Origin of the sequence: Bacteriovorax sp. Seq25_V (assembly GCF_000447795.1) — a bacterium.
Classification (GTDB): Bacteria; Bdellovibrionota; Bacteriovoracia; order Bacteriovoracales; family Bacteriovoracaceae; genus Halobacteriovorax_A.
On sequence record NZ_AUNI01000009.1, the window covers coordinates 283,663 to 309,272 of the forward strand.

At 35.7% G+C, this 25,610-nt stretch carries 26 protein-coding genes and 2 tRNA genes; 15 read left to right on the top strand and 13 right to left on the bottom strand.

All coding sequences use genetic code 11. The features are described from left to right. The first annotated feature begins 124 nt into the window (after positions 1-124). A complete protein-coding gene (locus M900_RS02670; RefSeq protein ID WP_021273366.1) occupies positions 125-2,197 on the top strand; it encodes a hypothetical protein in 2,073 nt (690 codons plus the stop codon). A 79-nt stretch (positions 2,198-2,276) separates the two neighbouring features. Beyond that, positions 2,277-3,098 carry a serine protease gene (locus M900_RS02675; RefSeq protein ID WP_157680528.1) on the top strand — a complete coding sequence of 274 codons (822 nt, stop codon included), beginning with the start codon at positions 2,277-2,279 and terminating at the stop codon, positions 3,096-3,098. A gap of 36 nt (positions 3,099-3,134) precedes the next feature. Here M900_RS02675 and M900_RS02680 read toward each other — a convergent pair whose 3' ends face one another. Further along, positions 3,135-3,572 (bottom strand): hypothetical protein, encoded by a 438-nt coding sequence (locus M900_RS02680; RefSeq protein WP_198295933.1) that lies wholly within the window; start codon positions 3,570-3,572, stop codon positions 3,135-3,137. Positions 3,573-3,644: 72 nt separating this feature from the next. Next, positions 3,645-3,721, bottom strand: a tRNA-Arg gene (locus M900_RS02685). A gap of 104 nt (positions 3,722-3,825) precedes the next feature. Between M900_RS02685 and M900_RS02690 the strand changes: the two genes are divergently transcribed. From M900_RS02690 to M900_RS02715, 6 genes are all read left to right on the top strand, one after another. Continuing rightward, entirely contained in the window at positions 3,826-5,139 is a 1,314-nt protein-coding gene (locus M900_RS02690) for an FAD-binding oxidoreductase (RefSeq protein ID WP_021273192.1), read from the top strand. After that, positions 5,132-6,100 (top strand): ribosome small subunit-dependent GTPase A, encoded by a 969-nt coding sequence (gene rsgA / locus M900_RS02695; protein WP_021273223.1) that lies wholly within the window; start codon positions 5,132-5,134, stop codon positions 6,098-6,100. Before M900_RS02690 ends, rsgA begins: the two co-directional genes overlap by 8 nt. Positions 6,101-6,214: 114 nt before the next feature. After that, on the top strand, positions 6,215-6,676 hold the full coding sequence (locus M900_RS02700; RefSeq protein ID WP_021273399.1) for a PilZ domain-containing protein: 462 nt from the start codon (positions 6,215-6,217) through the stop codon (positions 6,674-6,676). Between the two features lie 72 nt (positions 6,677-6,748). Beyond that, positions 6,749-7,975: a hypothetical protein gene (locus tag M900_RS02705; RefSeq protein WP_021273103.1), complete on the top strand. Its 1,227-nt coding sequence runs from the start codon at positions 6,749-6,751 to the stop codon at positions 7,973-7,975. Continuing rightward, positions 7,975-8,715, top strand: a complete 741-nt coding sequence (locus M900_RS02710) for a hypothetical protein (protein WP_021273296.1) — start codon at positions 7,975-7,977, stop codon at positions 8,713-8,715. Before M900_RS02705 ends, M900_RS02710 begins: the two co-directional genes overlap by 1 nt. A 13-nt stretch (positions 8,716-8,728) precedes the next feature. Then, positions 8,729-9,271 (top strand): peptidylprolyl isomerase, encoded by a 543-nt coding sequence (locus M900_RS02715; protein ID WP_021273491.1) that lies wholly within the window; start codon positions 8,729-8,731, stop codon positions 9,269-9,271. A gap of 35 nt (positions 9,272-9,306) precedes the next feature. On the opposite strand, the gene M900_RS02720 is transcribed toward M900_RS02715, so the two are convergent. The 4 genes from M900_RS02720 to M900_RS02735 all read right to left on the bottom strand — a co-directional run bounded on the left by M900_RS02720 (position 9,307) and on the right by M900_RS02735 (position 13,610). Continuing rightward, positions 9,307-10,065 carry a nucleoside-specific channel-forming protein Tsx gene (locus tag M900_RS02720; protein ID WP_021273159.1) on the bottom strand — a complete coding sequence of 253 codons (759 nt, stop codon included), beginning with the start codon at positions 10,063-10,065 and terminating at the stop codon, positions 9,307-9,309. 49 nt (positions 10,066-10,114) lie between these two features. Then, positions 10,115-11,827: a single-stranded-DNA-specific exonuclease RecJ gene (recJ, locus tag M900_RS02725; RefSeq protein WP_021273351.1), complete on the bottom strand. Its 1,713-nt coding sequence runs from the start codon at positions 11,825-11,827 to the stop codon at positions 10,115-10,117. A gap of 68 nt (positions 11,828-11,895) precedes the next feature. Further along, complete coding sequence (locus M900_RS02730; protein ID WP_157680529.1) at positions 11,896-12,141, bottom strand: hypothetical protein; 246 nt, start codon at positions 12,139-12,141, stop codon at positions 11,896-11,898. 218 nt (positions 12,142-12,359) lie between these two features. Continuing rightward, a complete protein-coding gene (locus M900_RS02735) occupies positions 12,360-13,610 on the bottom strand; it encodes a hypothetical protein (RefSeq protein WP_034730855.1) in 1,251 nt (416 codons plus the stop codon). A 326-nt stretch (positions 13,611-13,936) separates the two neighbouring features. On the opposite strand from M900_RS02735, the gene M900_RS02740 reads away from it, so the two are divergent. The 4 genes from M900_RS02740 to M900_RS02755 all read left to right on the top strand — a co-directional run bounded on the left by M900_RS02740 (position 13,937) and on the right by M900_RS02755 (position 18,173). Continuing rightward, a complete protein-coding gene (locus M900_RS02740; RefSeq protein ID WP_021273284.1) occupies positions 13,937-14,419 on the top strand; it encodes a DUF4402 domain-containing protein in 483 nt (160 codons plus the stop codon). Positions 14,420-14,488: 69 nt separating this feature from the next. After that, positions 14,489-15,277 carry a hypothetical protein gene (locus tag M900_RS02745; protein WP_021273204.1) on the top strand — a complete coding sequence of 263 codons (789 nt, stop codon included), beginning with the start codon at positions 14,489-14,491 and terminating at the stop codon, positions 15,275-15,277. Further along, positions 15,262-17,769, top strand: a complete 2,508-nt coding sequence (locus tag M900_RS02750) for a hypothetical protein (RefSeq protein ID WP_157680530.1) — start codon at positions 15,262-15,264, stop codon at positions 17,767-17,769. The genes M900_RS02745 and M900_RS02750 overlap by 16 nt, the downstream gene beginning before the upstream one ends. Continuing rightward, complete coding sequence (locus tag M900_RS02755) at positions 17,766-18,173, top strand: DUF4402 domain-containing protein (RefSeq protein WP_021273054.1); 408 nt, start codon at positions 17,766-17,768, stop codon at positions 18,171-18,173. Before M900_RS02750 ends, M900_RS02755 begins: the two co-directional genes overlap by 4 nt. On the opposite strand, the gene M900_RS02760 is transcribed toward M900_RS02755, so the two are convergent. Then, the gene (locus tag M900_RS02760; RefSeq protein ID WP_034730862.1) at positions 18,170-18,433 is read right to left on the bottom strand and encodes a hypothetical protein; all 264 of its coding nucleotides are present in this window, start codon (positions 18,431-18,433) and stop codon (positions 18,170-18,172) included. The two genes, M900_RS02755 and M900_RS02760, sit on opposite strands and share 4 nt — an antisense overlap. 330 nt (positions 18,434-18,763) lie before the next feature. On the opposite strand from M900_RS02760, the gene M900_RS02765 reads away from it, so the two are divergent. After that, positions 18,764-19,375 (top strand): OmpW family protein, encoded by a 612-nt coding sequence (locus tag M900_RS02765; protein ID WP_021273053.1) that lies wholly within the window; start codon positions 18,764-18,766, stop codon positions 19,373-19,375. A gap of 41 nt (positions 19,376-19,416) precedes the next feature. Here the strand turns inward: M900_RS02765 and M900_RS02770 are convergent, their stop codons facing one another. Continuing rightward, entirely contained in the window at positions 19,417-19,821 is a 405-nt protein-coding gene (locus M900_RS02770; protein ID WP_021273547.1) for an isocitrate dehydrogenase, read from the bottom strand. Further along, positions 19,818-20,207 carry a response regulator gene (locus M900_RS02775; RefSeq protein ID WP_021273543.1) on the bottom strand — a complete coding sequence of 130 codons (390 nt, stop codon included), beginning with the start codon at positions 20,205-20,207 and terminating at the stop codon, positions 19,818-19,820. The genes M900_RS02770 and M900_RS02775 overlap by 4 nt, the downstream gene beginning before the upstream one ends. A gap of 106 nt (positions 20,208-20,313) precedes the next feature. Between M900_RS02775 and M900_RS02780 the strand changes: the two genes are divergently transcribed. Continuing rightward, a tRNA-Gly gene (locus tag M900_RS02780) sits at positions 20,314-20,389 on the top strand. Positions 20,390-20,446: 57 nt separating this feature from the next. Here the strand turns inward: M900_RS02780 and M900_RS02785 are convergent. The 4 genes from M900_RS02785 to M900_RS16880 all read right to left on the bottom strand — a co-directional run bounded on the left by M900_RS02785 (position 20,447) and on the right by M900_RS16880 (position 24,059). Further along, on the bottom strand, positions 20,447-21,778 hold the full coding sequence (locus M900_RS02785) for a hypothetical protein (protein ID WP_021273313.1): 1,332 nt from the start codon (positions 21,776-21,778) through the stop codon (positions 20,447-20,449). Between the two features lie 99 nt (positions 21,779-21,877). Next, the gene (locus M900_RS02790; RefSeq protein ID WP_021273513.1) at positions 21,878-22,924 is read right to left on the bottom strand and encodes a KamA family radical SAM protein; all 1,047 of its coding nucleotides are present in this window, start codon (positions 22,922-22,924) and stop codon (positions 21,878-21,880) included. Positions 22,925-22,930: 6 nt separating this feature from the next. Next, positions 22,931-23,176 (bottom strand): hypothetical protein, encoded by a 246-nt coding sequence (locus tag M900_RS02795; protein WP_021273424.1) that lies wholly within the window; start codon positions 23,174-23,176, stop codon positions 22,931-22,933. Further along, on the bottom strand, positions 23,166-24,059 hold the full coding sequence (locus M900_RS16880; protein ID WP_021273109.1) for a PolC-type DNA polymerase III: 894 nt from the start codon (positions 24,057-24,059) through the stop codon (positions 23,166-23,168). The genes M900_RS02795 and M900_RS16880 overlap by 11 nt, the downstream gene beginning before the upstream one ends. Before the next feature lie 161 nt (positions 24,060-24,220). Between M900_RS16880 and lpdA the strand changes: the two genes are divergently transcribed. Continuing rightward, on the top strand, positions 24,221-25,609 hold the full coding sequence (lpdA, locus tag M900_RS02805) for a dihydrolipoyl dehydrogenase (protein ID WP_021273044.1): 1,389 nt from the start codon (positions 24,221-24,223) through the stop codon (positions 25,607-25,609). Position 25,610 lies beyond the last annotated feature (1 nt).

Consider the following 25,610-nt stretch of genomic DNA (forward strand, 5'->3'; position numbering starts at 1 on the left):
TCTTGGCCATCCCACGCCTAAAGTAAGTATCTAAAATTACTGACTTCGGCTAGAAATTCCCTGTTTTTTCGCTTTGCATATAAAGATACAATAAAATGTACTAAATACATTTAAGGATATCGTTATGGAAAAGCTAACAAAAATTTGGAAACAATTCATTATCACTCTCTCAAGTATCATGCTCTTGAATATGAGTTTTGTTTATAATGTTGAGGGACTGAAGTTTAGTTTTTCGAACTCTGCTTATGCACAAGAATCAACGAATACAAAAGGTAGTACTGGGACAATTAATATGAGTGATGGAGGCGGAAACTTTCTCACTGACTCATCAACTGCACTTCTAGTTTTCATCGCAACAGCAATTGTTATCTATAAACTAACTACAAGTTGTTCAGGTGGAACACCTTGGGATCTTTATGGAGCTGCACTTGGAGCAGGTATATTTATTGTCGGTGAATTAATGGCAATAATGCAATCTAAAGAAGAGCTCAGTAATAAAGCAATAGAATATAAGACTCGAGGAGAAGATGGACAGATTGATGATGAACAATATGCAGCTCTTTTAAAAGAAAAAGAGATGATGGATAGTATTTCTGAATCTGCTGAGAAGAGATCAAAGATGCAAAATGCTGCAGCTGTAGTATTTGCAGGGAGTGCGGCATTAGCTTTTTTTGCAGAAGTACAGAATCAAACTTTGACAGCTTCTTGTACAGCAGCAGCTTCTTCTAGCTTAACTTGTGCTCCGACAATTATCCCTCTTAATACAAAACAAGAGGTTGTTAAAAACGTTCCTCAACCGTCTGTTACAAAATATGGAGAGATAAAAGTTATATCAGCTGGAATTGCAGCAGGGGGAAAATCCTGTGTTGCTGAAGCCGAAGTGGCATTAGCTACTGCTGAAGCAGCAACTCCTGTATCGGCTGCAGTAGTAGCAGCAGCATATGCAGAGTTAACAAAGGCGCTTGGAGCAGAAACAGCATGTTCAATGAAGGTAGCTTGGGGAGAAAATAATGACGTTGCTTGTGTTCTAAGTACAAATCCTCTGTTTGGCTCAAATGATAAAAACATGCCTGGAGAAGGAGACGTTAAGTCTTTTTACGCTAGTGTAATCGATATGATTATTCCAAAAGCTGAAGCCGCTGGAATGGGAGACCTGCTAAAGGGGATTGCCGGAGCGATTGCTGGATACTATATTGGACAGTCAACTATGATTAATTCACTTATAACAACGCCAAATCATCGTGCTATTCTTTGGGGATCGCTTGCTGCTTATGGTTATATGGTTGCTAGTAATACGAAAGATACCGCAAAAACAGCAAAAGAAAATGCTGAAAAAATTAATAAGATACTAAAGAAAATGGATCGTTCAAGAGCGAGTGTACAAATGAATACCAAACTAGCAGGTGCTTCTGCTGCTAATTTGGGTAGACAAATTAATATAGGTAGAAAAGCTCAGGAGCTAGGAACAACATTTCCTTGTTCAAATGGTTCAAGTAAAGATTCAAATGGTAATGTTGTATGTAATCCTGCACCATTCACAACAAACTCAAGCTTTTCCGGCTCTGGAGGATTTCCATCTGCAGTGGCTCCATTGATGCAAGCTGCTGGGAGATTTGTTGGCTCTACTCAAGGTGGTAGTTCTGTAAGTGATGGTAGCATGGCGAATATTGATACGATTAATGGTCAACAATCTGCGATAAATGGGCTACTTGATAAAGCGAAGAAAAACTTAAACAAAACACTTTTAAGCTCAGGGAAAAAACCAGTTGATTTCAATAAACAACAAAACCAAGTGATGAAAGGGTTAGCTAATGCGGTTAAGTCTGGACTGAATAAATCAGGAACTACAGGACCAAGTTTACTTGCAAGAATGGGCTATGGACCACAATCTGAATCCGCAAATAAGAAAGAGACTGATGTTGCAGAGGCCGCTAAAGAAATTACAGCATCCGTAGATAAAAACTCAGGAAAAGGTCTTGAAGCAAAGAAACCAGGTTTTGATTTTGACTTCTCTGCTGGAAATACTGATGCAATTGTAGCAGCTAAGAACGAAGAGTTTGATGCTAATGCTGCTGCTGCAAATGCAGACGCTGAGATCAAGGATGATATTATTCAGGATAAGAGTGTTTCTATCTTTAAAGTAATTTCAATCCGTTATAAAAAATCTGGATTTAAAAGACTCCTAGATGAGCTGTAAAAAGTAAGTAAATTTTTCCAAAGTTTACATCTCTAAATAGAAAAATGTTATGCTCCCGGCTTAGATCGGGAGTTTTTTTTTGAAGCATTTATTTTTAATATTCTCTATAGTTTCGTCATCAGTTTTTGCTGTCAGATTACGTGTGGGTGATGCCAGAGAGCGTTTTGATGTTAATATAAAAAAGCTAAGCTTGATGAGTGATATTGAGAAGAAAATTATATTGGCGACGCTCAAAGTAAATAACAAAAAGTCCAATTCAATCGGAACAGCTATCGTTTTGAAAAAAGAGGGACAGAATTTTTATTTCATTACAAATAATCATGTCATAAAAAATCAAGACGAATGTGATAAAGTAATACTAACAGCACTTGATCGGGATTATAGTCGAACAAATTTGAAGTGCGATAAAATAATAGAGACAAAGGCTAAGAGCGATAATCTTGATTATACAATTTTTACGATAAAAAATTCTGATAAGGTCAGCGAAATTTTTAGTGACCGTATTGTCGAAATTGCGGATAAGGATCCAGCTCCGGGGGAACTTTTTATAACAGCAGGTTTTGGTAGTAAAAGCTTTAATGAGAGAAAATTTGATATCTCATTATCTAATGATAGTGACTGTAAGATGCTAGCTGGGCCAATTGATTTAACCATTCAAGACTACAAAATGAATAATACCATTGCTCTTGGTTGTGATGTTTCTAGTGGAGATTCTGGATCGGGAGTTTTCTCAAGACAAACAGGAAAGCTCGTTGCTATCTTTTTTGGTGCCGCTAAGATTAGTCGTAAAAATAAAGAACTCACATCAGCAGAGATTGAACAAAATATTGGTGATAATAATTATGTGAGAAACTGGAGTGCGTCTTCGTGGGCGACTCAGTTGACGAATTTAAATCCATGACCCCAGAGGAAGCTAGGGCCATGGAATAAACCAGGTTTAGATGTCGATCTTTTTCAGCCTGTCAGTGATACCAATGTTCTTATCACTACCATCCGGACAATCAACACTCTCGTATTTAAAAAGCTTTGTATTATCAAAGTGATCAAAATTTTTGACCCCCTGATAAAACCAAGAATTATTATGCCAAAAAGAAACTTTTAGTTTTGGAGAGTCATCTTCAAATTTCTTTATTTCATCAAGCTTATAAATCGAAATAGGACTCGTATCAATACTTGCATAGCTGCGATTAATTTCTTTAATACAGCTATTGGCCATAAAAGTTGGCCTGTACATCTTCGAGTTATCACATGAATATAAAGTCAAAGTAACCCCAAAAAATGTAAAAACATTTCTCATCATCATACCTATCTGTTGTGATTGTTTATCCTTAAGCTGGATAATATCTTTATCGGAAGCAGTGTGGGATTTGTTCAATGTAAAATTTTGATATCAAAAGCAATAATCTAGCTAATTTTTAAATTAAGGTAAATGTAAGTGATTGAAAAATGGCGGACTCGACAGGATTCGAACCTGTGACCTACCGCTTAGAAGGCGGTTGCTCTATCCAGCTGAGCTACGAGTCCAAGGATATGATTAAGTTCAGTTAAAGTAATGGAATGATGCTCGTTTGTCAATGCTTCTCATAATTTATTCATGCTAAAAAAAAAAAATCATGCTATGGTGGGCCATGTTATTAAAAATATTCACGCCTAAAGACCTCTCAGATCTAAAAAATATATTGAGTCATAGCTCTGAATTATTACCGTTTGGTTCTGGTACCTCAACCGTGATTCCATTTTCACATAAAGAAGTAATTGCTAGCGCTGGCGTGAAGGCCATGGTTGATCTTAGCTGTATGCCAAAAGCAATGAATCTTCTTTCTGATGAAATTGTTGAAGTCGTAGGAGCGGTTAGTTGGCAGGAACTAAGAGAGTTTTTAAATGTCCAAGGATTAGAAGTTGGGTGTTGGCCAACAGATCAAAGCGCATTAGTTCTATCTGGTCTTGCAACATCTGCAACAGGTGAGCGCTGCTTTAGCCGTGGGACACTTAGAGATCATTGTACTGAGATAACTTATTTAGATGGAGAAGGAAGTATCCAGACCCTATCTAATAATAGGCTTATTGATAGTGAGCTTGAAGCTTATCAAAATGCATATAAAGAAAAATATCTTGAGTTTAAAAATGCACCTTTTCCAAGATTAGAAAAAGAGACTGATCTAATGATTGGAACTGAAGGGCAACTAGGAATAATTCTAAGCGCAAAGCTTAAGATCTTTAAGCTTTTAAAGACCAGCTTTATACTTATTCCTTTTGAGTCTTTCTTAGATACAGATCTTTCTCAATATGAGCCGTTGATAAAATTCTCCAAATCAAATAAGGATAAAATTCTTTCATTTGAGTTTCTCGATAAAAACTCGGTACGCTTCTCAGAAGATAGTTCTCTTTCTGAGAGTGATTATCTGATTTTTGAAATAGTAGAAAGTGATATTGAGACGATGCTTGAAAGTCTTTCCTCTAAATTTTCTTTTCTCAACTTAGAAAGTGCACTTGTCCTTGAAGAATCGAAGTTCCACGCTCTTCGTGTGAAAATTCCTCGAAAGGTAAATGAGTATCTTTCAACTTCAAATATCATTAAAATTGGAACAGATGCCCAAGTGAAGCGAGAAGACTTTGCAAAACTTATGAGTTTGTATCGTGAGTTTGCGCACAAAGGTATTAATTACGTTCTATTTGGCCATATTGGAGATTGCCACTTACACTTTAATTTTTTACCGAACTCCTCTCATGATCAGTTGGCAAATGGTCTAATTGAAGAATTCTATGCTAATATAAAGAATATTGGTGGCTCTCCTTTTGCTGAACACGGCATTGGATTGATTAAGAAAAAATTTATAAAAGAATTTCACGGACCAATGATTGTGAAAACTTTTGAATATCTTAAACAGAAGTATGATCCGAAAAATAAATTCTTTTCAAAAGGTTTTATGAAGCATGAGTAGCGAATTAATTAAAGCTCGAATTATTAGATCTCATCAACGAGAGTTTGATTGTAAGATCGAAACAGACAAGAGGATTGTTAAGGCAACTGCTCTTGGGAATTTATTAAAACACGGTGATACCGTTGTTGTAGGAGATTACGTATTGCTTGAAGAAAGTGATGCCGGTGATCTTATTATTAAAGAAGTGTTAGAAAGATCAAATGAGATTTATCGTATCCTTGTTCGTGAATCAAAGAAGAAAGTTACTGCCGCAAATTGTAATTATCTTGTAATTCTAAACTCTGTTGCCAAGCCAAAATATAAACGAGGAATTGTTGATCGCTTTCTCGTGCGAGCTTACCAGTGGGGACTTACTCCTCTTGTCGTATTTAATAAGATGGATAAGTACGATGAAGATGAATTCGATATTAACTTTGAAGTAGAACGTCTAAAAGATCTTGGTGTTGAGTGTTTTGAAATTTCGGCCCTGGAACAATCATATGAGAAGCGATTTCTTGATAAAGGAATAAAAGAATTTAAGGAAGTACTCAAGGGGAAGACTTCTCTCTTCGTTGGCCAATCTGGGGTTGGAAAAAGTCAGACTATTACAAAGTTATCTGATGGTGACGTGGTTTTAAAAACTAAGGCCGTTGGAAAAGCAGGGAAGGGGTCGCACACAACAACTTGGTCGGAGATCGTTGATTGTGGTGACTTTGATCTTATTGATTCTCCAGGAATTCGTTCCTTCTCACTAGATGATATCGACCCCGAAGAATTAATTGAGTATTTTCCTGATATTCATGAACTCAGTACTAAATGTGAGTACTCAACTTGTACTCATCTTCCAGATAATAAAGGATGTGTTTTTTATATTGGAGAGCTTGAAGAGAGTGATCTTGTTCACTCAAGGCTTGAGAGTTTTCTATTCTTAAAAGATGAGATTTCTTCGACTCCTTTCTGGCAAAAGAAAGCCAAGTACTAGTAATTACTAGAGGAGAAGTCTTTTCCCCTAGATCATTTTCCCTATTTTTTCCTAAGAAATTGGCTCAATTCTTCGATAAGTCCCATGAAGAATTTAAGCCTATGAGGAGCGAAAATGTCAGATGGTAAGGTAATTAGCTTTAAAGCAAAAAGAGAAGAAAATATCGAAAAGAAGAGAAGATCTTTTGAAAGGGTTGTATTTCAAAACCTTCTTGGAGCATATAGCGTTATCGACGCAGACAGTACTGTTTATCCTGTAACTCTTGTCGACATCTCTCATGACGGTTGTCTTTTCCAAATACCATGGAGCCCAACATCGGATAAGAAGCTAGCAATTGGCTCTGAAATGAAGATGAGAATGTATTTTACAAAGAAATCATATATTCCAGTAATCCTAAAGATTCGTTATGGTAATGAATTTCAAGGAGATGATGGACAGACATATATGCACTATGGCTGTGAATTTGATAAGTCGATGTCGTCTTTCAAGGCGATGGAAGAGTTCATTAGCTTCATGTATTCATTTGCTGAGCATTCAGTGATTGATCATGGTGACGCAAGAAGCTATTTTATTTAGTTTTCTATATGAATCCCCTTGTTAAAAGGGGATTTTCTTTTCTACATATTAATTCCGTGTTAAAAAATAAAGATGAAAATTGCAATTATTGGAAATGGAGCGTTAGCGCTTGAGTGTGCATCTTACTTCTATGAGTTAGGGGCCGATATACGTTTATTTAAAAAAAATAGCGGTATCGACAATCTTCTCTACTCTGGAGTACATGATGAAAATTATCAGGCCCTTTATACTTCATGGTCTAATATTGATACTCCGAAGGAAAATTCAAAAGAAAGTTATCTTACATATCTTGAAAAGCTAGAAGCTTCTCTGCTTTCTCTTAACGTCATCAAATATGGTGATGTAAAAAGAATTCATAAAAGAGTTCTTCGTCCAGGAGTTATGCCAGCGGATGGAAAGTCGCGTTTGGTAGATCTTTTTCGCGTTGTTTTTAAAATTGATGCGACTAAAGAAATTGAAAGGCAGCGCCTTGAGAACACAGAGATCTTTGAAAAACTTGGAAATGAGGTTTTGGAGTCTTTAAAGAACTCTATTGAATCATATGAAGACTTTGATCTTGTAATTAATGCTACTGGATACTACCACACTCCTTTACCAATGGGGCCAGGGGATGATTACGCAATCAATGAGATCGAAGTATCAAAAGATAATAGTAATGTTTTTTATGGCCTGGTTAAAAAAGAAGACCTTGAAGATGCCAGAGTAATTACTCTTGTTGGAGATGATTTATTAAGCTTAATCAATCTTGAAGTAATTAGTGAACTATTTAAAGAAAAAGAAAATCTTCGTCTGCAAATTGTTTGCGAAAGTTCAAATCCATTTTTTGATCGCGATAGAAAGTCTATCAACTCAAGAATATCAAACTTTCATAATCTAATACAATTTAATCAAAATGAGTTTGATCGCCTAATTAAAGAATTCGAAGTGAAGATAAATGAGTGGAAGGCTTTAGATGATCATGTTAGAGCAAAAAAGCCTCGTCCTGCAGAGCCTGCGAGTCGTTTAACGATCTTTAATGGAGCTACTGTGAGTGCTGTGGATAAACTTCTCGATCAAAATGGTCTTTTTCTCACGATTGAAGGCTCGGAGCTACTAAGTACAAGAGAGCAACTTAAGACAATTGGTACAGATAAAATTATCGTCTCTCAAGGTGTTGCAAGACAAGATGAATTCGAGAAACTAGTTATCGATGAAGTAGGATATTTTAGAATAAAAAATGAATCGCTAGCAGAAGGTCTTTCTGAATTTAAAAATATTGAAAATGATATGATGAAATTCTTTTCTAGGGCGGAGGATTAGTGAAGTATATTATACTTGCTCTTTTACTTCTAGCCGGATGTGCGACACCCGAAGAACAAAAGTTTGTAAGAGTCGATGTGGATTCATACTATCGCCAAAATGGAGTAGTAAAATATTTCTTAGGAGTCCTTCCTCGTTGGTCGAATACGTCAAGTGCTGCAAACTGTACAAGAGAGCATAGTGTAAATTATTTTGATTTTAATTCAGTAGGACAAAGTTTTTCTCTAAACTATGAACAAATCGCCGCTTTTCAATATCTCTATGATAGCGAGTACTCGCAAGCTATTGCAAAGTCTGCAGGACGCGCTTTAACGTTAAAAGAAGAAGAGTCCCTATTTTTTGCAAGTCTTGATAAGATTAAGTCAGGTCAGAGATTGTTTAAGGTTCCAAGCTTTAATACTGTTAATGTCATTTGGGTTGATGATTTTAAGTCTACGGATAAATTAGGAGAGTTACTGAGTTCCTCTATTTTAAATAGTGGTCGTCCAGTTCTTCTTTCAATGTGTAAGACACGTTCTGAATTGAGAGAGTATTTTAGAAAAGAAAAAATAAATATTGAAGGGATGAGAATTCTAACTTTTGAAAGCTTTAGTTACTTTTCTTCTGATCTTGTGCTTCAAGCAAGAGAAAGTATTGATCTTAATAAAGTCTTAGGTAATAAGAAGGTAAACTTTTATACAAGTAGAAGTAAAGTTCCAGAGAATATCCAAGGTAAAGTAACACTAAGAATATATAAATAAATACGGAGGAATTATGTTCGGTTTAGGTGGTGTAAAGAAAAATGATCATAAAGAAGATCTTGATAGAATTTATGCAAATTTTAAAACAACAATGGGTGATTTTAAAATTGAACTATTCGCAAAGGAATGTCCTGAAACAGTTTGGAACTTTGTAAATCTTGCCGAGGGGAGACAAGAGTCCCCTGCGAAATCTGGTCCATACTATGATGGTTTAATTTTCCACAGAGTTATTGATGGTTTCATGATTCAAGGTGGATGTCCGGAAGGAAGTGGACGTGGGGGGCCAGGTTATAAATTTGCTGACGAGTGTACACCAGCTCTTCGTCACGACTCAGCAGGTATTCTTTCTATGGCAAATGCTGGACCGGGAACAAATGGTTCTCAATTTTTCGTAACACTTGTACCAACTCCACATCTTGATGGAAGACATACTGTTTTTGGAAAAGTTATCGAGGGAATGGATGTCGTTAAGAGTATCGGTTCTACAAGAACAGGAATGATGGATAGACCTGTTACTGATGTTGTAATTGAAAAAGTTGAAATCGTAAGAGAGTAAATATAAAAAATCCCCTCAATCGAGGGGATTTCTTTTTATAGAATCCACTTAATCATCCATTTTAAGTTATTTTCAACAGGTGCTCCCTGAATACCATACTTACGACTCCAGTACTGATATTCAAAACCGATAAGCAGCGACTCTGCTTTTCCCCAGAAATTTCCGAGATCAAAATTTAATTGCTGTCCTGTCTGCCAGTGTGACTCTGTCAGAGTATTATTATCCTTTGAACCTTCGTCTCCATGAACAATATCAATATAAGCACTCCAGATGAAATGAATCTTTGAGGATAGAGTAATAGGCATTTTATAAGCAATTGTTGATTGTAGAGTTGTTCCAGTTTTGTCTGGATTATCTCTGAGGTATAAGTTGTAATTAAAAAATGTGAAGTATGGAATGTTGAAGTCTACACCAAAGCCATATAGCCTTGCTCTAGTCGGTGTACCACTATTTCCAAACTCGAAAGTGGTACTTAATAAAAAGTCTTTTACTAAGCGTTTCTGATTATAGAACTTAGCAATTTTACCAATGCTAAGTCTTGGACTCCATTCTCCATAGAGTTCAGTATCATTTGAACCTGTACTTGAAAAAGGATCAGTAATATCAAGCCAAAAATAACTGTCTCCATATTTCATACTGACTGCATTATCAATCGTAAGCTCGCTTCTGTTATTATCCTTATTAAATACTGTAGCGAAGTTACTACCTCTTAAGTAAGAGATGCTAGACTGACTCCAAGTAGATGCATTTGTACTAAAGTTTGTTAATAAAATTGTTAATAATATTTTCTTCATATTGTTCTCCCTTTTAATAATTATATATAAAAAGGGAGAAAGTTCTAGACTATGGAAGTTCGACTTTATCTACCATTAGTTGAATAAATTGATTGCCATTGAAATGATTAATTGAAAGTGTGAAGAAGAAGCTAGGGTCTTCGCCTGCCATCTTTTGTCTTTCAAAAACTTCAGCAGGGTGTGGGTGACCCCATTTGCCAATATAATTGAAGCTAATACCTTTTAGGCTAAGATTAGGATTCTTCTTTGATCCAATAGTCCAACGCACGTGAACGTCTTTCATGAGATCAAAACTTTTTAAGTAACAATCACGTAACTTAAAGATTGGCTTTGCATTTCCCATACCGAAAGGCTCCAGCATATCAAGTGATTTAACAAGCAATGGATCAATATCTTCTGGAGAAATTTCAAGATCGTAAGTATCTGTTACTGTCCTTTCTATTTCAGGAATACTCTTTAGCGAGTTATTCATATTCTGTTTGAAAGTTTCAAGGTTTTCTGCTGGCATTGAGAGTCCTGCAGCCGCTTTGTGACCTCCAAACTTTAGAAATAGTTCTTTATTTTCATCAAGAAGAGTAAAAATATTAAGAGGCCCCGCACTTCTTGCAGATGCCTTAATAATTCCTTCATGCTCACTTGCGCTAAATACGATGGCCGGTTTCTTGAATGTCTCAACAAGCTTACTTGCTACAATTCCAATAACACCTTCATGCCAGTGTGGAGCAAATACAATATTTATCAGTGGCTCTTCGCCACGGAAACTATCTAGGACTTGGTCCTTAGCTTCTTCATAAACTTCTTTTTGAATATTCTTTCGTTCATTGTTACAGTTTACGAGTAGTTGATAAAACTCTCGAGCTTTGTTGTAGTCATCAGCAATGAGTAAATTAAGTGCCATCTCTGGATGATCAAGTCGTCCTTTAGAGTTAATTAAAGGGCCAACATTAAAAGATAATTTTTCTGACGGAATCACTGCCTTGGCGCGATCTTCAGGCCCAAAAAATGCCTTTATTCCAGCATATTTCGTATCTTTAATGAGCTTCATTCCATGGCGAACAAGCTTTAAATTCATTGGGGTTAATTTAGCAAGGTCACAAATAGTTCCAATCGCTACGAACTGAAGAAGGTCGTAAACAGACTCTATCTCGCGACCAGAGCGAAGGAGTATCTTTCTCACTTCGACACAAATCGCGAATGCAACTCCAACTCCAGCGAGAGATGGCATATCCCCATCTTGAGGTTCATCACGTCTATTTGGATTAACAACTGCTACTGCATCAGGCATTGTTTCACGCGCGTCTTTGTGGTGATCAGTAATAATGAGGTCTAGGCCACGCTCTTTCGCATAGGCTGCAGTTTCAACATTACTGATTCCACAATCTACTGTAATCAGAAGTTGAATGGCTTTTTCAAGTGCATTATCAATTGAGCTATCATGAATTCCATAACCTTCGACAAAGCGACTTGGTTGAATAAGATCAACTGTAATATTCAATTTTCTAAAGAAGTGATAAAAGAGGGCACAAGAAGTTGTACCATCCACATCGTAATCCCCATAAATACCAATTTTTTGATTATTATCGACTGCCTCAATAATTCTATTGGCACACTTTTCAATATCTTTTAGTTGGCTAAAGTCAGGAAGGTTTTTAAGATCCCATGAAAGAAATTCATTGATTTCATTTGGTCCAAAACCTTTCTTAGCAAAGAGTTTGGCGATAACGGGATGTAAACTTTGTTGAGTTGTTTGTTGCTGTTCCACACTTAGAATGTAGCACAGGGAATTTGAATTGAACAATTAAGAGTTGTGATGTGATAAGTCGAAATGACTTACCACAGCACAGTTAGGCCTCTAATCATGTCTTCGTCATGCAATTCTGAAGCTCTAGAGAATAATTGAGTAAATTCTGTTGAATTTTTAGCGTGCACTTTTCCAAAATAGTTCATTGGTAAAAATGGCTTGTGACAGCATTCACACTTTTCAATTTCTTTCTTTGATTCCATTAAATGACCACATACGTGACACTTTTTAATAAGCTTAGAACTTCCTTCTGTTGCTCCAATCGTAATTTTCATAATTTCCACCCTACCTCTTGTCTAGTGGCTTCCGTTCCTGGACTTCCTTGCTCTCATCTCCCTAAGCAAAGCTACCATTGTTAGACATCTTCTCGTCATTTAAATATGAAGTTTTAGAAAAAAAAGGAAATTTATACCGGTGAGAAAAGGTCAAATATAGGCCAGCCTAGGGGGGGGAGCTGGCCTATTATTTAAAGATAAGTCTCTAAAAAAGAGACTTAGTTGAAAATTGCAATCGAGCTTGGAGCCATTGGTGAATAGCTTGCCAATGAGTTATCAAACATACTCTTCGTAGTACTATTGAGCTCAAAATTGTAACCACTATTATTCATATTATAGTTTTGAGGTACGATTGAGTTTTGAGGCGAGTACATCATGGATTGTCTCTGAATGTACTGATCTGCAAAGCTTAATTGAGTTCCTGTGTTTAATCCAAAGTAAGATTCAGGTCTAAATGCCTTGTTCATATAATCTTGCTGACGATTATTCTCATTCATTCTCATTGATTGAATTGTCGCGAGCATTGATATTTCTTGGTTTGCAGCATTGTTATAGAACTGGCCAGAAACATTCGGCATTCCATAAAGATCATTCACGACGCTTCTTTGCTTCATTTGGGCAATGATCATCATTTGAAATTGCTGCTGTTGTAACTGTTGTTGCATCTCCTGATCTTGACGTTGTTGAATAATCATTTGATAGAAGCTCGCGTAAAGTTCCATATAGTCTGCATCTTGAAGGTTTTCTTTTGCTTTTGCTTTGTCTTTATCATCAGCAACTTTCTTCTTTGGTCGCTTGTCGTCATCTTCATCGTCTTTATCTTTGTCACCATCAGTGTCATCAATAAGTTTCTTTAACGTGTCAGCAATTTTTTGCTTATCTTCAGTCAAAATTCTGATTTTTTCTTCAAGGCTTTCTTGTTTTTGTACCATGCAGGCTAGCTTCGAGTTCTCAGCTTTTAAAGCTTCGTTTTCTTCTAAAAGAGAGCTGATTTGATTTTTAAATTCTTCAGCTTTTGCTTCAACTTCTTGAAGTTTTGCAATTGACTCACGTAACTTGCCAACCTCTTCTGATTTTTCTTCGAGAGCCTTGGCAAGTTCTTCTGATTTTTCTAGTGCGACTGCGGTATCTTTTTTGTTAAGTTCAATTTCTTCATTAAGCTTAGAAATCTCTAACTCTTTTTCCTTAACAACTTTTTCAAGCTCTTCCTTTTGTTTTTTGATTTCTTCAAGTGATACATCAACCTCTTTGACTGTTGCAGCTAGATCTTGTGAAGAATCTGAGATATTTATTTGAAACTCAGTAGTATCATCAAGCATGAGCTTGATTGGTCCATTCTTAAGCATCTCTTCTTTTACTGAAGCTATTGTTCGACTTGGCATAGCAGTAGAACTGAGCTCGTTTGTAACATATGCTGTTGATAGCATACAAAGGCCAAGTAGACCGACATACATCTTTCTGTGTTTCATAAATACCCCCTAGTATCTGGATATTAATAAGCAATAGTGATGCCAAAAATTGCTAAGTAAATCTTACTGGAATGGCTATTTTTTAGACAAAATCTTGAGGAGCGACCAAATAAGCTACACTTCCAAGACTCCGTGTACTATGTATTGTTCTCATATTTACTGGGAATATGTTGCCTAGCAAAATTCTTTTTTTAAGGATAAGTATATAAAAATATAAGTTTGTGTTTATTTATTAACAATTAAGTTACTGCAATTACTATAGAGTTAAGTAAAATTAACCGTACAGCTGTGTATAACAACAAAATATCTTTTTCAAAGGAGAATACATGAAAAGATTTTTATTTGGTTTAACAGCTTTAACGATGACAACATTTAGCTTTGTAACTATTGATAAAGCTCAGGCAGCTTCAGATACTGCTCAGGCCCTAGCAGTTGTAACGGCAGCGATTAATATTGCACAAGTAGCTGATCTTGATTTTGGATCTGCTGTTCAAGGTGATGCTCAATCAACTGTTGCTCCAGCGGATGCATCAGCAGCAGAATTTACTGTAACTGGACAACCATCAACAGCTTATACAATTACACTTCCATCTGATGGTACGATTGAAATGATCACTGGAGCAGGTGGATCGGCTGATGAAAGAATTGCTGTTGATTCTTTTACTTCAACTCCTGCAGCTGGAGCAAATGGGTCTCTAGATGGTACAGGATCTGAAACTTTAAAAGTTGGTGCAACTAGAGCAGCTTTAAGCGCGACTCAAGTAGCAGGTAACTATGCTGCGACTTTTACAGTTGATGTAGTTTACTAATAGTATTTTTTCCTTGTTCTCTCACGGGTAAATGAGAGAGCAAGGATTATTTTTTTGGATTGTTTTAGGATGAAACTTATTAAATACCTTATATTTTCTTTATTCTTTTCTTCAAATATTTTTGCTGATTTACAGGTTTTTCCAACGAAAGTTGAACTTACTACCCGTGACAAGGTTAGCTCTATTACTCTTCGAAATAAAAGTAATAAGACAATAACTTACTCTGTAAGTAGTATTTTTTATCGACAACACATGAATGGAAATATGGAAAGAGTGAAAGAAGCGACAGCAGAAGAAAATTCACTCGTTAAGTTTTTAAAGTTTTCTCCACGTCGAGTAACGTTGAAAGCAAAAGAAGAGCAAGTCGTTCGAGTAATGCTCAGAGGAACAAATAAACTTGATGCAGGAGATTATCGTGCTCACTTAAGGTTTGAGCCAATAGAAGAGATTGTAAGTGATCTTGATAAAAAGATTGATAGTGTTATGTTGTCAATAAAAGCAAAGGTTGCCATCTCTGTTCCAATTATTTTTCATCAAGGACGTCCAAATGGTAAAATACTTTTGGATGATCTTAAAATCACTAAAGAAGCCGACGGGAATTTCTTCTACAGAGTAAGAATGAGTAAGCAAGGAAAAATATTTCCTCACGGAACACTCAAGCTATTTTATGAAGAAAATAAAACCGAAGGTATTGTCGCTCTTATAAATGGTGTAAGTCTATATGTTGATCAACGTGATTTGAAGTTTAAGATTGAAAACTTTGAGAAGAAAAAAGGAAAGTACATTCTTAAATTCTATCCAGATGAATATTCCCTTACGCCACTAGCAAGGGCAGAAGTCGAGTGGCAAGGACTCTAAGTCTCCTACGTATTCTTTTAATATTGGTTGTAACTTATTCTGTGTTTGGAAGAGGGCAGGTTAGCGACTACAATGAATTGATATTCCAAGTGAAGAACAAGGGTAATTTTGTTTTTAATGATGCCTTAATTGTTTTTGACTTAGGTGGCGATGTATATTTTCCACTCAGTGAGTTATTAGAAAGTCTTGGCGTTGAAGTAAAGTCCTCTGGGGGAGATCAAATCATTGAGGGCTATGTTTTAAACGAAGTTTCAACATACAAAATTGATATATCAAAAAAGCAGTTCCAGTTAGGTGCTACTAAAACTTCATTGAAAGATGATGACTTTATCAATGGTGGAGATGGTATCTATATTCGGAAGAATATCGTCGAGCAAATTCTAAATGTACAGATGGATGTTGATTTCCTAGGGTCTGAAGTATCAATAATTAGCTCTTATCTATTTCCCCCGGAACAGAAAAAATTAAGATCGAAAAAAAATATTGGCTCTTTGACAACATACGCGGGAGAAGAAGCTATCGATGTCAAAAGAGATTGGCTTTCTGGGTTTAATTTTGATCAAGATATTTTTTATCGATTTGTTAAAGAAGGTCGTGGAGAGAATCATCAAGATGTTCTTCATCAGACATCCTTTTCAACAGAGTTTTTGAAAAGTGAACTTTATATGAGTTATACCGGTATCAATGATATGAAAGAAGCACAATGGCTCTCTCTATCTCGAACAGATCACAAAGGAAGAATTTTTGGTGACCTTGAGGCAACGTCATTTAGTGTGTACAATTTTAATTCTTCTTCTGTTAAATTAATCGGAGGATCTCGAACTTTGAAAGGCGCTACAGTTTCAAATCGTCCTTTTAATACTTCAGTTATTTTTTCTAAGCGAGACTTTGTAGGTCCTATTTCTGTGGGATGGGAGGTTGAACTTTATCAAAATGGAATTTTTATTGCACGAGATTCAGGAACAGCACAGAAACAGAGATATGAATTCAAAGATATAGATCTTTATTACGGTACAAATAGTTTTCACTTTATTTTTTATGGGCCGAAAGGTGAAGTTAAACACTCTTATGAGACATATAATATTGATGATACTTTTCAAAAGACCAAAAAACCTATTTGGACTTTTTCTTCAGGTTTTGATGAGAAAGGCGAAAGCCACCATTTTGCAGAAGTAGATTATTTATTTGGTGAAAAACTCTATGTTGAAAGTATTTATACCTCTTTTTATGATGACGGACTCAAGGAGTTTTATAGCTTAAATGGTTCGACTTATCTTGGAAGTAGCTTGGTTTCTCTTAATAGTGCGTTCACGAGCAAGGATAATGCTTTTGAGTTATCTTCAAAATTTAAATTGTTTCAGGATCTTAGTACTCAATTGTCTTATACGCGTGTTAATGGGTTAACTTCTGAATTATTAGAAGGGGATTTAGGACTTAAAGATATTGCAAGACTTACAGTTCTGTTCCCATTGAAGTTTATTTCAAACTTGCAGTTATTTTCGGAATTTAAATACAAGAAATTCAAAAACACAGATACTCTGTGGCAGAGATATCGGCTTTCATATTTTAAAGGAAAGCTATATTCATCATTTTATTTTGAAGATTTAGATGGTTATAGTTTTGTTGAACTATTTAATAGGTATGTTTTTGGAAAAAATGAATTGCGCTTTGAGACTCGAATTTCGCATAGTGAGATTGAAAATATTAGTCTCGAACTATTACATCGAAACTCTAGGTTTTCACTGAGTGGTGATATTTCTCATTATGTTGATAGCGAATTAACAACAACAACGCTTAGTTATAATCATCGTTTGAAATATCTTACTCTCGGAGCAAATCTTAGTCATAATAAAAAGGAAAGTATAATTGGAATCAATTTATCTTATGGACTGAATTACGATGATGGAAAAACACAAATTTATGAAAAGAAAACTAGTGCTTATGGAAGCTTGAAAATAATTGCATTCGAAGATCTCAATGGAAATAATACTTACGACGAAGATGAGCCATTGACTGAGAATGTTGAATTTAGAAAAGTTACAGGTTCATTAACTGAAAAAACAAATGTTTTGGGAGTCGCGACCTTTACGCACTTGATTCCAAATAAGCCTGTTGATATTAAAATTAGTATGAAAGATGTAGAAAATATTTACTTGAAGGCTAATAAGAAAGGATTTCGTATTTGGCCAAGGGTTGGTAAAAATGCCACTATTTATGTACCTCTTTCAATTAGAGGAGAAGCTGAAGGAGAAGTTCAGTTAACAAATCCGAATATAGTGATGAGTGATATCGATGTGTATATTATTGATACAAATAATGAGAAAAGAAAAATTCGAGTTGAAAATGATGGTTACTTTTGGGTAGATAATCTTGCTCCTGGAGATTATCATCTAAGGATAGAGTGCTCTAAATGTGAAATAGAAAGTTTTGAAAAAGAATTCTCAATGCCAAGTGGTGGAGATAGCCTATTCATTGAAGGATTAAGAATATGAAGTTTTTTCTGTGTTTTTTACTTTCGAAAATAGTCATGGCCATTGCAATAGAAGTCTCTGTCGTTCAGGATATGAACTTTGGAAGCTTAGCTCAAGGCGATGCTGAAACTCGAGTTCGGACAGTTAAAGGAGACTCTGGAAATGCTCGTTTCACAGTAACTGGAGATAAGAGAGCAACTTACACAATCATTCTCCCTACAAGTTTTACGATCTCGCGCTTTGGAGCGGGTACTTTTCCGTTAACTGTATCTCAAATAGAATCTAATCCTGCTGCTGGAGCAAATGGAAACCTTGGGAGTAAAGGTACTGAGACTATTTACGTAGGGGGGACCTTACAGGCAATACCAAACAATCAACCAGGTGGTTCATACAGTGGGGATTTTTTGATTGAAGTTTTATATTAGAAAATCACCTCAATAACTGAATCTTTCTTAATTATAATTTCTTCTTTTTGACCAGCATATTTTTTTTCTATTCTTCGATTTGAATTAACTACTTTATCTAAATTTTTATTAAGAATTATTTTTTGTTCAGCATTATTGTTTATATAATCAACGGCAGGAAGAACCCTCATTCTAGCTGTCGCAGTTGCACTCGCTGCTTGAACATTTGTAATGCTCATAAGAAGTGCTGTAATAAATATGAAGATCTTTTTCGAACTCATAAGAATATTTTGGACTAAACATCGAAATTCTTTGGGGTGAAGTTCTCTTAAGATTTTTTGGGAAAAGGTTAATTTTTAGCATTAGGTAATAGCCTGAAAATGTATGAGAGTTAATTTAGACATCGGTTAAGAAAAATTAACCCTGTGTAGGACATTGCGCCAGGCCTCATAGTGCAAACTTCTGGAGGGGTCCCTGTTTTAAATCATATTTTGATCTTTTCTAGATCTTCCTTATTTAAGTGCTTATTATCACATTCATAAATGATAGGCATAACTTACATACAAGATTTTATTCCTTAACTTAGAATCATCTAAAAAAGGAGTACACAAATGAATAAATTAGTTTATGGAGTATTAACCCTACTTTCGCTTTCTTCACTAGCTGCTGAGAGCAACATGATGATGAGAATGAGAGTTATTAATGTGATGCCTGAGGAGAAAGGGACACCAACTGTGGTTGGTGGAGAAGTAAAGCTAAATAATGCTTCAGTTCCTGAAGTCGACTTTACCTATTTTTTTAATAAAAACTTTGCTGCAGAGTTGATTCTTGCAACTACAACCCATAAGGCGAGCGCTTATAAAACGTCATTAAATAACTTAGACTTAGGAGATGTCTCATTATTACCACCGACTCTTCTAGGTCAATATCACCATGATTTTGGAAATTTTAAGCCATATGTGGGAGCAGGTATTAACTATACTATCTTCTATGGTGAGGATACTGGCGTTGCTAAGAATGTAACATATGACAATAGTGTAGGTTATGCTTTCCAAGTTGGTGCTGACTATAAAGTTGCAGATAATCTCTATATTAACTTTGATGTTAAAAAGTTATATCTTTCAACTGATGTTGAGGTAGAAACTTATTCAAATGGAACTGTAAAAGCTGAAGTTGATATCGATCCATACATCGTTGGTGTGGGATTCGGTTTCAAGTTTTAAAATTGTATATGATACAAGGTCGGAAAAAGGCCTTGTATCATCTATAGCTTTAGAAGAAGTTCATCCAGAGAATTTATAGCATTATCGTTGAATGCGTTAACTTCTTCCTTTAAACGATTACAAAAATTTTCAAGCTCTTTATTCTTATCATGGATCGCTATCATGTTTAGAGCTTCAATCCATAATCTTAATATCGAAAGCAGGGAAACACTATTAGAAGAAGGACAGCGAAAACAAGCTACTTCACGCTCAACAACTTCTTCGGCTTCTGTCGAAACTTTTCCTGTCGTTAGTTCTATGTTTTCAGTAGAAAGATCAAAGTACTTAATCTTGATATCGAGAAAATGATTTATTACTTTATTTTTAATTTCCTGTGAGAAAATTCTTGCTTGACCTTCACCATCAAGTTCCACAATAGGACTTTTTATAAAGATCTTATTACTCATCCCGGTAATCCAAATTTCTCGACTTTATCCAGTAGGGTCCCAAATACCTTATCGCTATAAACGATGTAGTCATTTGCTCCAATTTTAAACATTTCAAGAACATCTTCCTGGTCTGCTTTCTTGTCAACAAATAGTATTTGTAAAATATCTTTTTTCCTAAATTCTCTTGTTAGGCCTATAAGCTCTGCGGCAGACATGTCACTTGAATTTCCAAGGACAATGAGGCTCTTATACTCTGGATCCTTTTCAAGCTGTGATAAAGCCTGAAAACCACTATTAGAAAGATCGGTATAGTAGCCTTGAAGCCTAAATCTCGAGGCCAAGCTGTCACGGCGAGATGCTTTTGAGTCAACGATCATTATTTTGGGTTTGGATTTTTCTTTCATTAGTGACTCTTCGGTGATTTTTTTTAAATTCTAAGTCTATAAATTAATATTGACAAAATATAGGGAAAAAAAATAATATTCTCTCCACAAAACTAGTCAGTTTTATGCGCGAGTAGCACAGTTGGTAGTGCGCCACCTTGCCAAGGTGGAGGTCGCCAGTTCGAACCTGGTCTCGCGCTCCATATAAAAAAGCCTTCCTTACGGAAGGCTTTTTTTTTATCTTTCACATACTTTTTTAATTAAGAAGGCAAGTGACTTTTAAATTGATCACAATAATCTGGAAATTCTCTACAGGCTTCAAATACAAGGTCTTCTATTGCTTCTTGTCGTCTCCCAATAGAAATAGAAGCAGATATTAACGAATCATAAATGCTAAAGCTTTTAATATCATTTTTTATTAGCTCAATTCCTTCTTTGAATATTTCACCTGCATTTCTCGATCTTTTAAAAACATCAAATTCAAGTGCAAGGAAAGGTTTTATATCAGTATAGTTATGACGATATTTTTCGATAAACTTTTGTGCTAGGTCGTAGTTTTCTGACTCTTCAATAATACTATTGATAACCATTTGCAGGATATTGAAATTTTGACCACCTGATATCGCAATAGAGTCATTAAGTGCTTCTCCCGCGAGATTTGGTTTATCTTTCATTAGCGCTTTACCGGCAAGAGCGAGAGCTGCCGCAATATTAAGTTTGGTTTGTTGATCAAGGTCCGCGTCGTTCTTATATGCTTCACAGATTTTTACGACTTCTACATTTGATTTATTAAATAATAAAATTTTTAAAATATTTGGAAGCTTACTCGCACTAGGAGTATAATGTTTTGTAAAGCTTGCAACATAGTTATATGCGAGATCAAAATTTCTTTGATTGTAATAAATATTAATAATTTCAGATAATGCAAAATAATTCTTAGCATCGATTTCAATAATTCTTTTAAGAGAAGTTAGGGCATCATCAAAATTATTCAAAGAAAGGTTTATTCGAGCTGACATTAATTCTCTTTGAATTTCTGGAACATCAATTTCAAATGCTGCACCCATAAAAGATTTCGCTTTTTCTGAGTGCCCCTGATTAAGTAGTTCCATAATCTTAAAAGTGAAGAGGTGAGACTTTGTTACATTCACTCTTTTTTCAAACTTATCAGCAAAGTAATCTAGGGTAGTTTGAAAGTTTTGAACTCCAGTTAAAACACCGTCAATATCATAATCATGCTCTAGGTTCTTAAGGCTTGGGTGATCTAGCTCAGTTAATATAAAGAACAAACTTTTTAATCTATTGGCCTGCAAGTCAAAGTGAAGATTTCTTAGGTCGATAACATTTGCGCCTTCAAGCAGATAATTTGATACAATAATATTAGGAGAGTGTTCCTCTAATACTTCCTTTGCCGTTTTGTAGTCCTCCGCAATTCCAATACCTCCTATAGGAAAGCCCAAAGTCACAAAAACTCTTTTAAGGTTATTTCTCATGGCCTTGTTATTACTAACAATTAGTACCTGAGACTCACCAAAAGTCTTTTTGATCTTTTGTACAAGGTCTGGTGATACGACTTCGACTTCTTTATTCAACTAAAACATCCTATTTACAGAGAAATCATGAAGATTTCTTAACTAAGTTTATCTAAGATATGTTAGCTATTAAGAAAAATTAACACAATGCAAAATAGACTAAATAGAGATTAATTTTCCATTCTTGTTCAAAACTTTACCTGTAAAATCAATTGCTTCGGGATTGTAGATGGGCTGTTTTCCATGTCCACCTGGGATGTCGAGAATATATGTTGGGAGTAACCATCCGGGTAAATGTGTCCTTAAATTGGCAAAAATTTTCCTCCCTTTTGGGATATCTAGCTGAAAATGCATTGCTCCTTTGACACGATCAGGATGATGTAGGTAATAAGGTTTTATATGATACCGGTTAATTTTCTTATAAAGATCTATTAAAATCAGATGGTTATCATTAATTTTATTGAGTAAAACTGTTTGCGAGAGTAAGTTTAAAAACTGGATCTGTCCGAGCTTAGTTAAGCTGCTAGAAACAGGTTCATCAATTTCATCACAGTGGTTAATGTGAATTGCCATACTCAAAGTTTCAAATCTTTTTGAAAACTCACTAAGTAGTTCAACCAAGGCCTCGTCGATTCTAAGGGGAAGAATTACCGGTGTTCTTGTGTGAAGTCTCAAGTACTTTATTTGGGGGATCCTTGAAAACTCTTCAAAGTAAAAACGGAGCCTCTCATTACTTAACATTAGAGGGTCTCCTCCTGAGAAAATAACTTCTTCTATTTCTGGATGAGACTCGATATATGATTTTGCTTTTTCAAAATCTTGCTTGAAGATATCGTCACTTGCACTAAGTTCATTCTTTCTAAAACAGTAGCGACAGATTACAGGACATACAGTTGTGGGAAAAAAGAGAATTCGATTATCGTAGCGATGAACGATAGCACCTTCTTTGCTATGAACTTTGTCTCCAATTGGATCTTCAAGACCATCTTCTTGTAGTGAACTCAATTCTTCAGTAGATGGAATAAATTGCTTCCAGAGTACACTCTCACTTCCAGCTTCTTTTATTCGATGGGCAAGATTATAAGGAACGATAATATCGTAGGGCATTTCTGGTAGATCAAGACCGAAGAATTGATTGATATGCTCAATACTCTTTAGAGCAAATCTAAAATCATCCTGCCATGTTTTGATCTCTATTTTATTCATCGCTTATTAGTTTTGTTCTTCTTGTTGTTGCTTGATTTCTTTGAGATGGTGGTACTTGGCCCAAGCGGCACAACCTCTAATAAGTAATGCACCATAAGTTCCAATCCCAGTAAAATGGATGAGAACCTTCTCTGTTGATAGATTTCCAGTATTTTGTAATAGCCAGTAAATCCACGCGAGTAGGACAATGTGAATTACAAATATTAAAAACTGTTGAACTCTATAAAAAAGAGTTTTTCCTTTAATTATCATCTTTGTTCTCTTTCTTTAGATCGGCTTTTTCAGTCTCTTCTTGTATTTCTCTAAACTCGACAATCTTTTTTAAACTAAAAGACTTATACATATCACTTTTCAAACAGTGAGCGTAGAGCACGCTTCCTTGAGGAAGTGGAAGAAAGCTAATTGGACGAACTGGACGGAACTTACCACTCATACTTCCGCCTTTATACTTAATTTCAATCGGAGTTTGATTTTCTAAAAACTTTTTAATATCGGAAAGTTTCTCTGGAATTTCAGATTCAAGAGCTTTTTTAAATTCCTTAACATTGAAAATTCTTCCTTCAGCTAAGGCCCTATTTGATTTGATAAGTTTTAGTGTGTTTGTGAAAATTTTTAAACAAGCAAAAGTGTCATCAAGAGCCCTGTGGTGATTTTCAAGTTCGACTTTAAAGTGCTTCGCAAGAGTTTTTAGTTTGTGATTTTCACTTCCAGTGACAAAACGTCTTGAAAGTTTGCATGAGCAAAAAACTTTTGAATCAAAGAATTCAAGACCGAGTCGGTGCATATCAAAAACGATGAAGCCGACATCAAATTTCGCATTATGGGCAACCCAAGTGTGGCCTTTAGAAAACTCAATAAATTTTGGGAGAATCTCTTCAATTGGAGCGGCATCTTTCACCATCTCATCAGTGATTCCATGAATATCTATTGTGTATTGAGGAATAGGTTTTGTTGGTTTTACAAGGTGGCTAAAAAACTCAACGTTGTTGTCGATAATTTTTATTGCCGCAATTTCAATAATCTCATCGACAAGAGGTGATAGGCCCGAAGTTTCAAGATCGAAGGCCACAAGTCCTTCAGGGAAGAACTTATTAATTAGCTTGAAATCTTCTTGAGATAGTTTAATATTGTGCACCTTGTTGGAGTGTTGATTTATTACCTATGCGCTTTGCGTAACGCGTTCATTCTATTGACATTGGGTCATGCCAAAATTAAATAAGTCATGTACTTTAAAATCTTTAATTTTAAGCTTTAATATCGAGTTAGACCCGTAAGGTCAATACAAAGGATACGTGAATGAAAAAATTTGATGTCGTTGTAATCGGAGCTGGTCCTGGTGGATATGTAGCAGCTATCCGTGCGAGTCAATTAGGAAAGAAAACAGCTATCGTTGAAATGGATAAAATGGGTGGAGTATGCCTTAATAGAGGATGTATTCCAACTAAAGCAGTTTTAAAGTCTGCTCACACTGTACATGAAATTGCTCATATGGCAGATCTTGGAGTTAACGTTGAACTGAAAGGTTTAGATGGTGCTCAAGCTGTTAAGAGAGCAAAGGGAATCAGTGATAAAATCTCTAAGGGTGTTGAATTTCTTATGAAGAAAAATAAGATTGAATCATTCAAAGGGTACGCAAAACTAAAAACAAAAACTCAGATTGAAATTAAGAATGAAAAAGGTGCAACGGAAGTAATCGAAGCAACAAATATCATTCTTGCTACAGGTGCTCACTATAAATCTTTTCCAGGCCTAGAGCACGATGGAAAGAGACTTATCGGAGCTTGGGAAGCAATTAAAATGGAAACTCTTCCAAAGAGTATTGGTATTATTGGTGCCGGTGCGATTGGTGTTGAGTTCGCTTACTTTTGGAATGCATTCGGTGTTGACGTTCATATCTTTGAACTTCAAAAAAATCTTCTTCCAATTGAAGATACTGACTCATCTAAAGAAGTTGAAAAAGCATATAAGAAATATGGAATTAAGCTATCTCTTGGAATCGAAAAGGTTTCAGCTAAGAACAACGGAAAGGATGTCACAATCACTGCTGTTGAAAATGGTAAGACTGTTGATTACAAATTTGAGATGGGGTTAATTGCAGTTGGGATGACTGGAAATATTGACGGAATCGGACTTGAGTCAGTTGGTGTTAAAACTGAAAGAGGTTTTGTTTCTGTAAATAATATGTACCAAACATCTGTATCAAATATTTATGCAATCGGTGACCTTGCTGGACCTCCACTACTTGCACACGCTGCTTCTCACGAAGGTGTAACAGCTGCTGAGCATATTGCTGGTCTTCACCCTCACGCGATTGATCCAATGAATATTCCTGGTTGTACTTACTGTCAGCCACAGGTAGCTTCTGTTGGTTACACAGAAAGAGCGCTTAAGGAAAAAGGAATTAAGTATTCTGTTGGTAAACTTCCGTTCCAAGCGAATGGTAAAGCAGTTGCTTCAAATGAAACAGAAGGGTTTGTAAAAACACTTATGGGTGAAAATGGAGAAATGCTAGGAGCTCACATTGTTGGAGCAAATGCTACAGAGCTTATTCATGAGTACGTTCTATTTAGACAAATGGAAGGTATTGATGAAGAAATTTTTGCAACAGTTCACCCGCACCCGACATTAGGTGAGTTCCTTGCAGAGTCAGTATTAAATGCAAAAGGTAGAAGTTTAAACTTTTAGG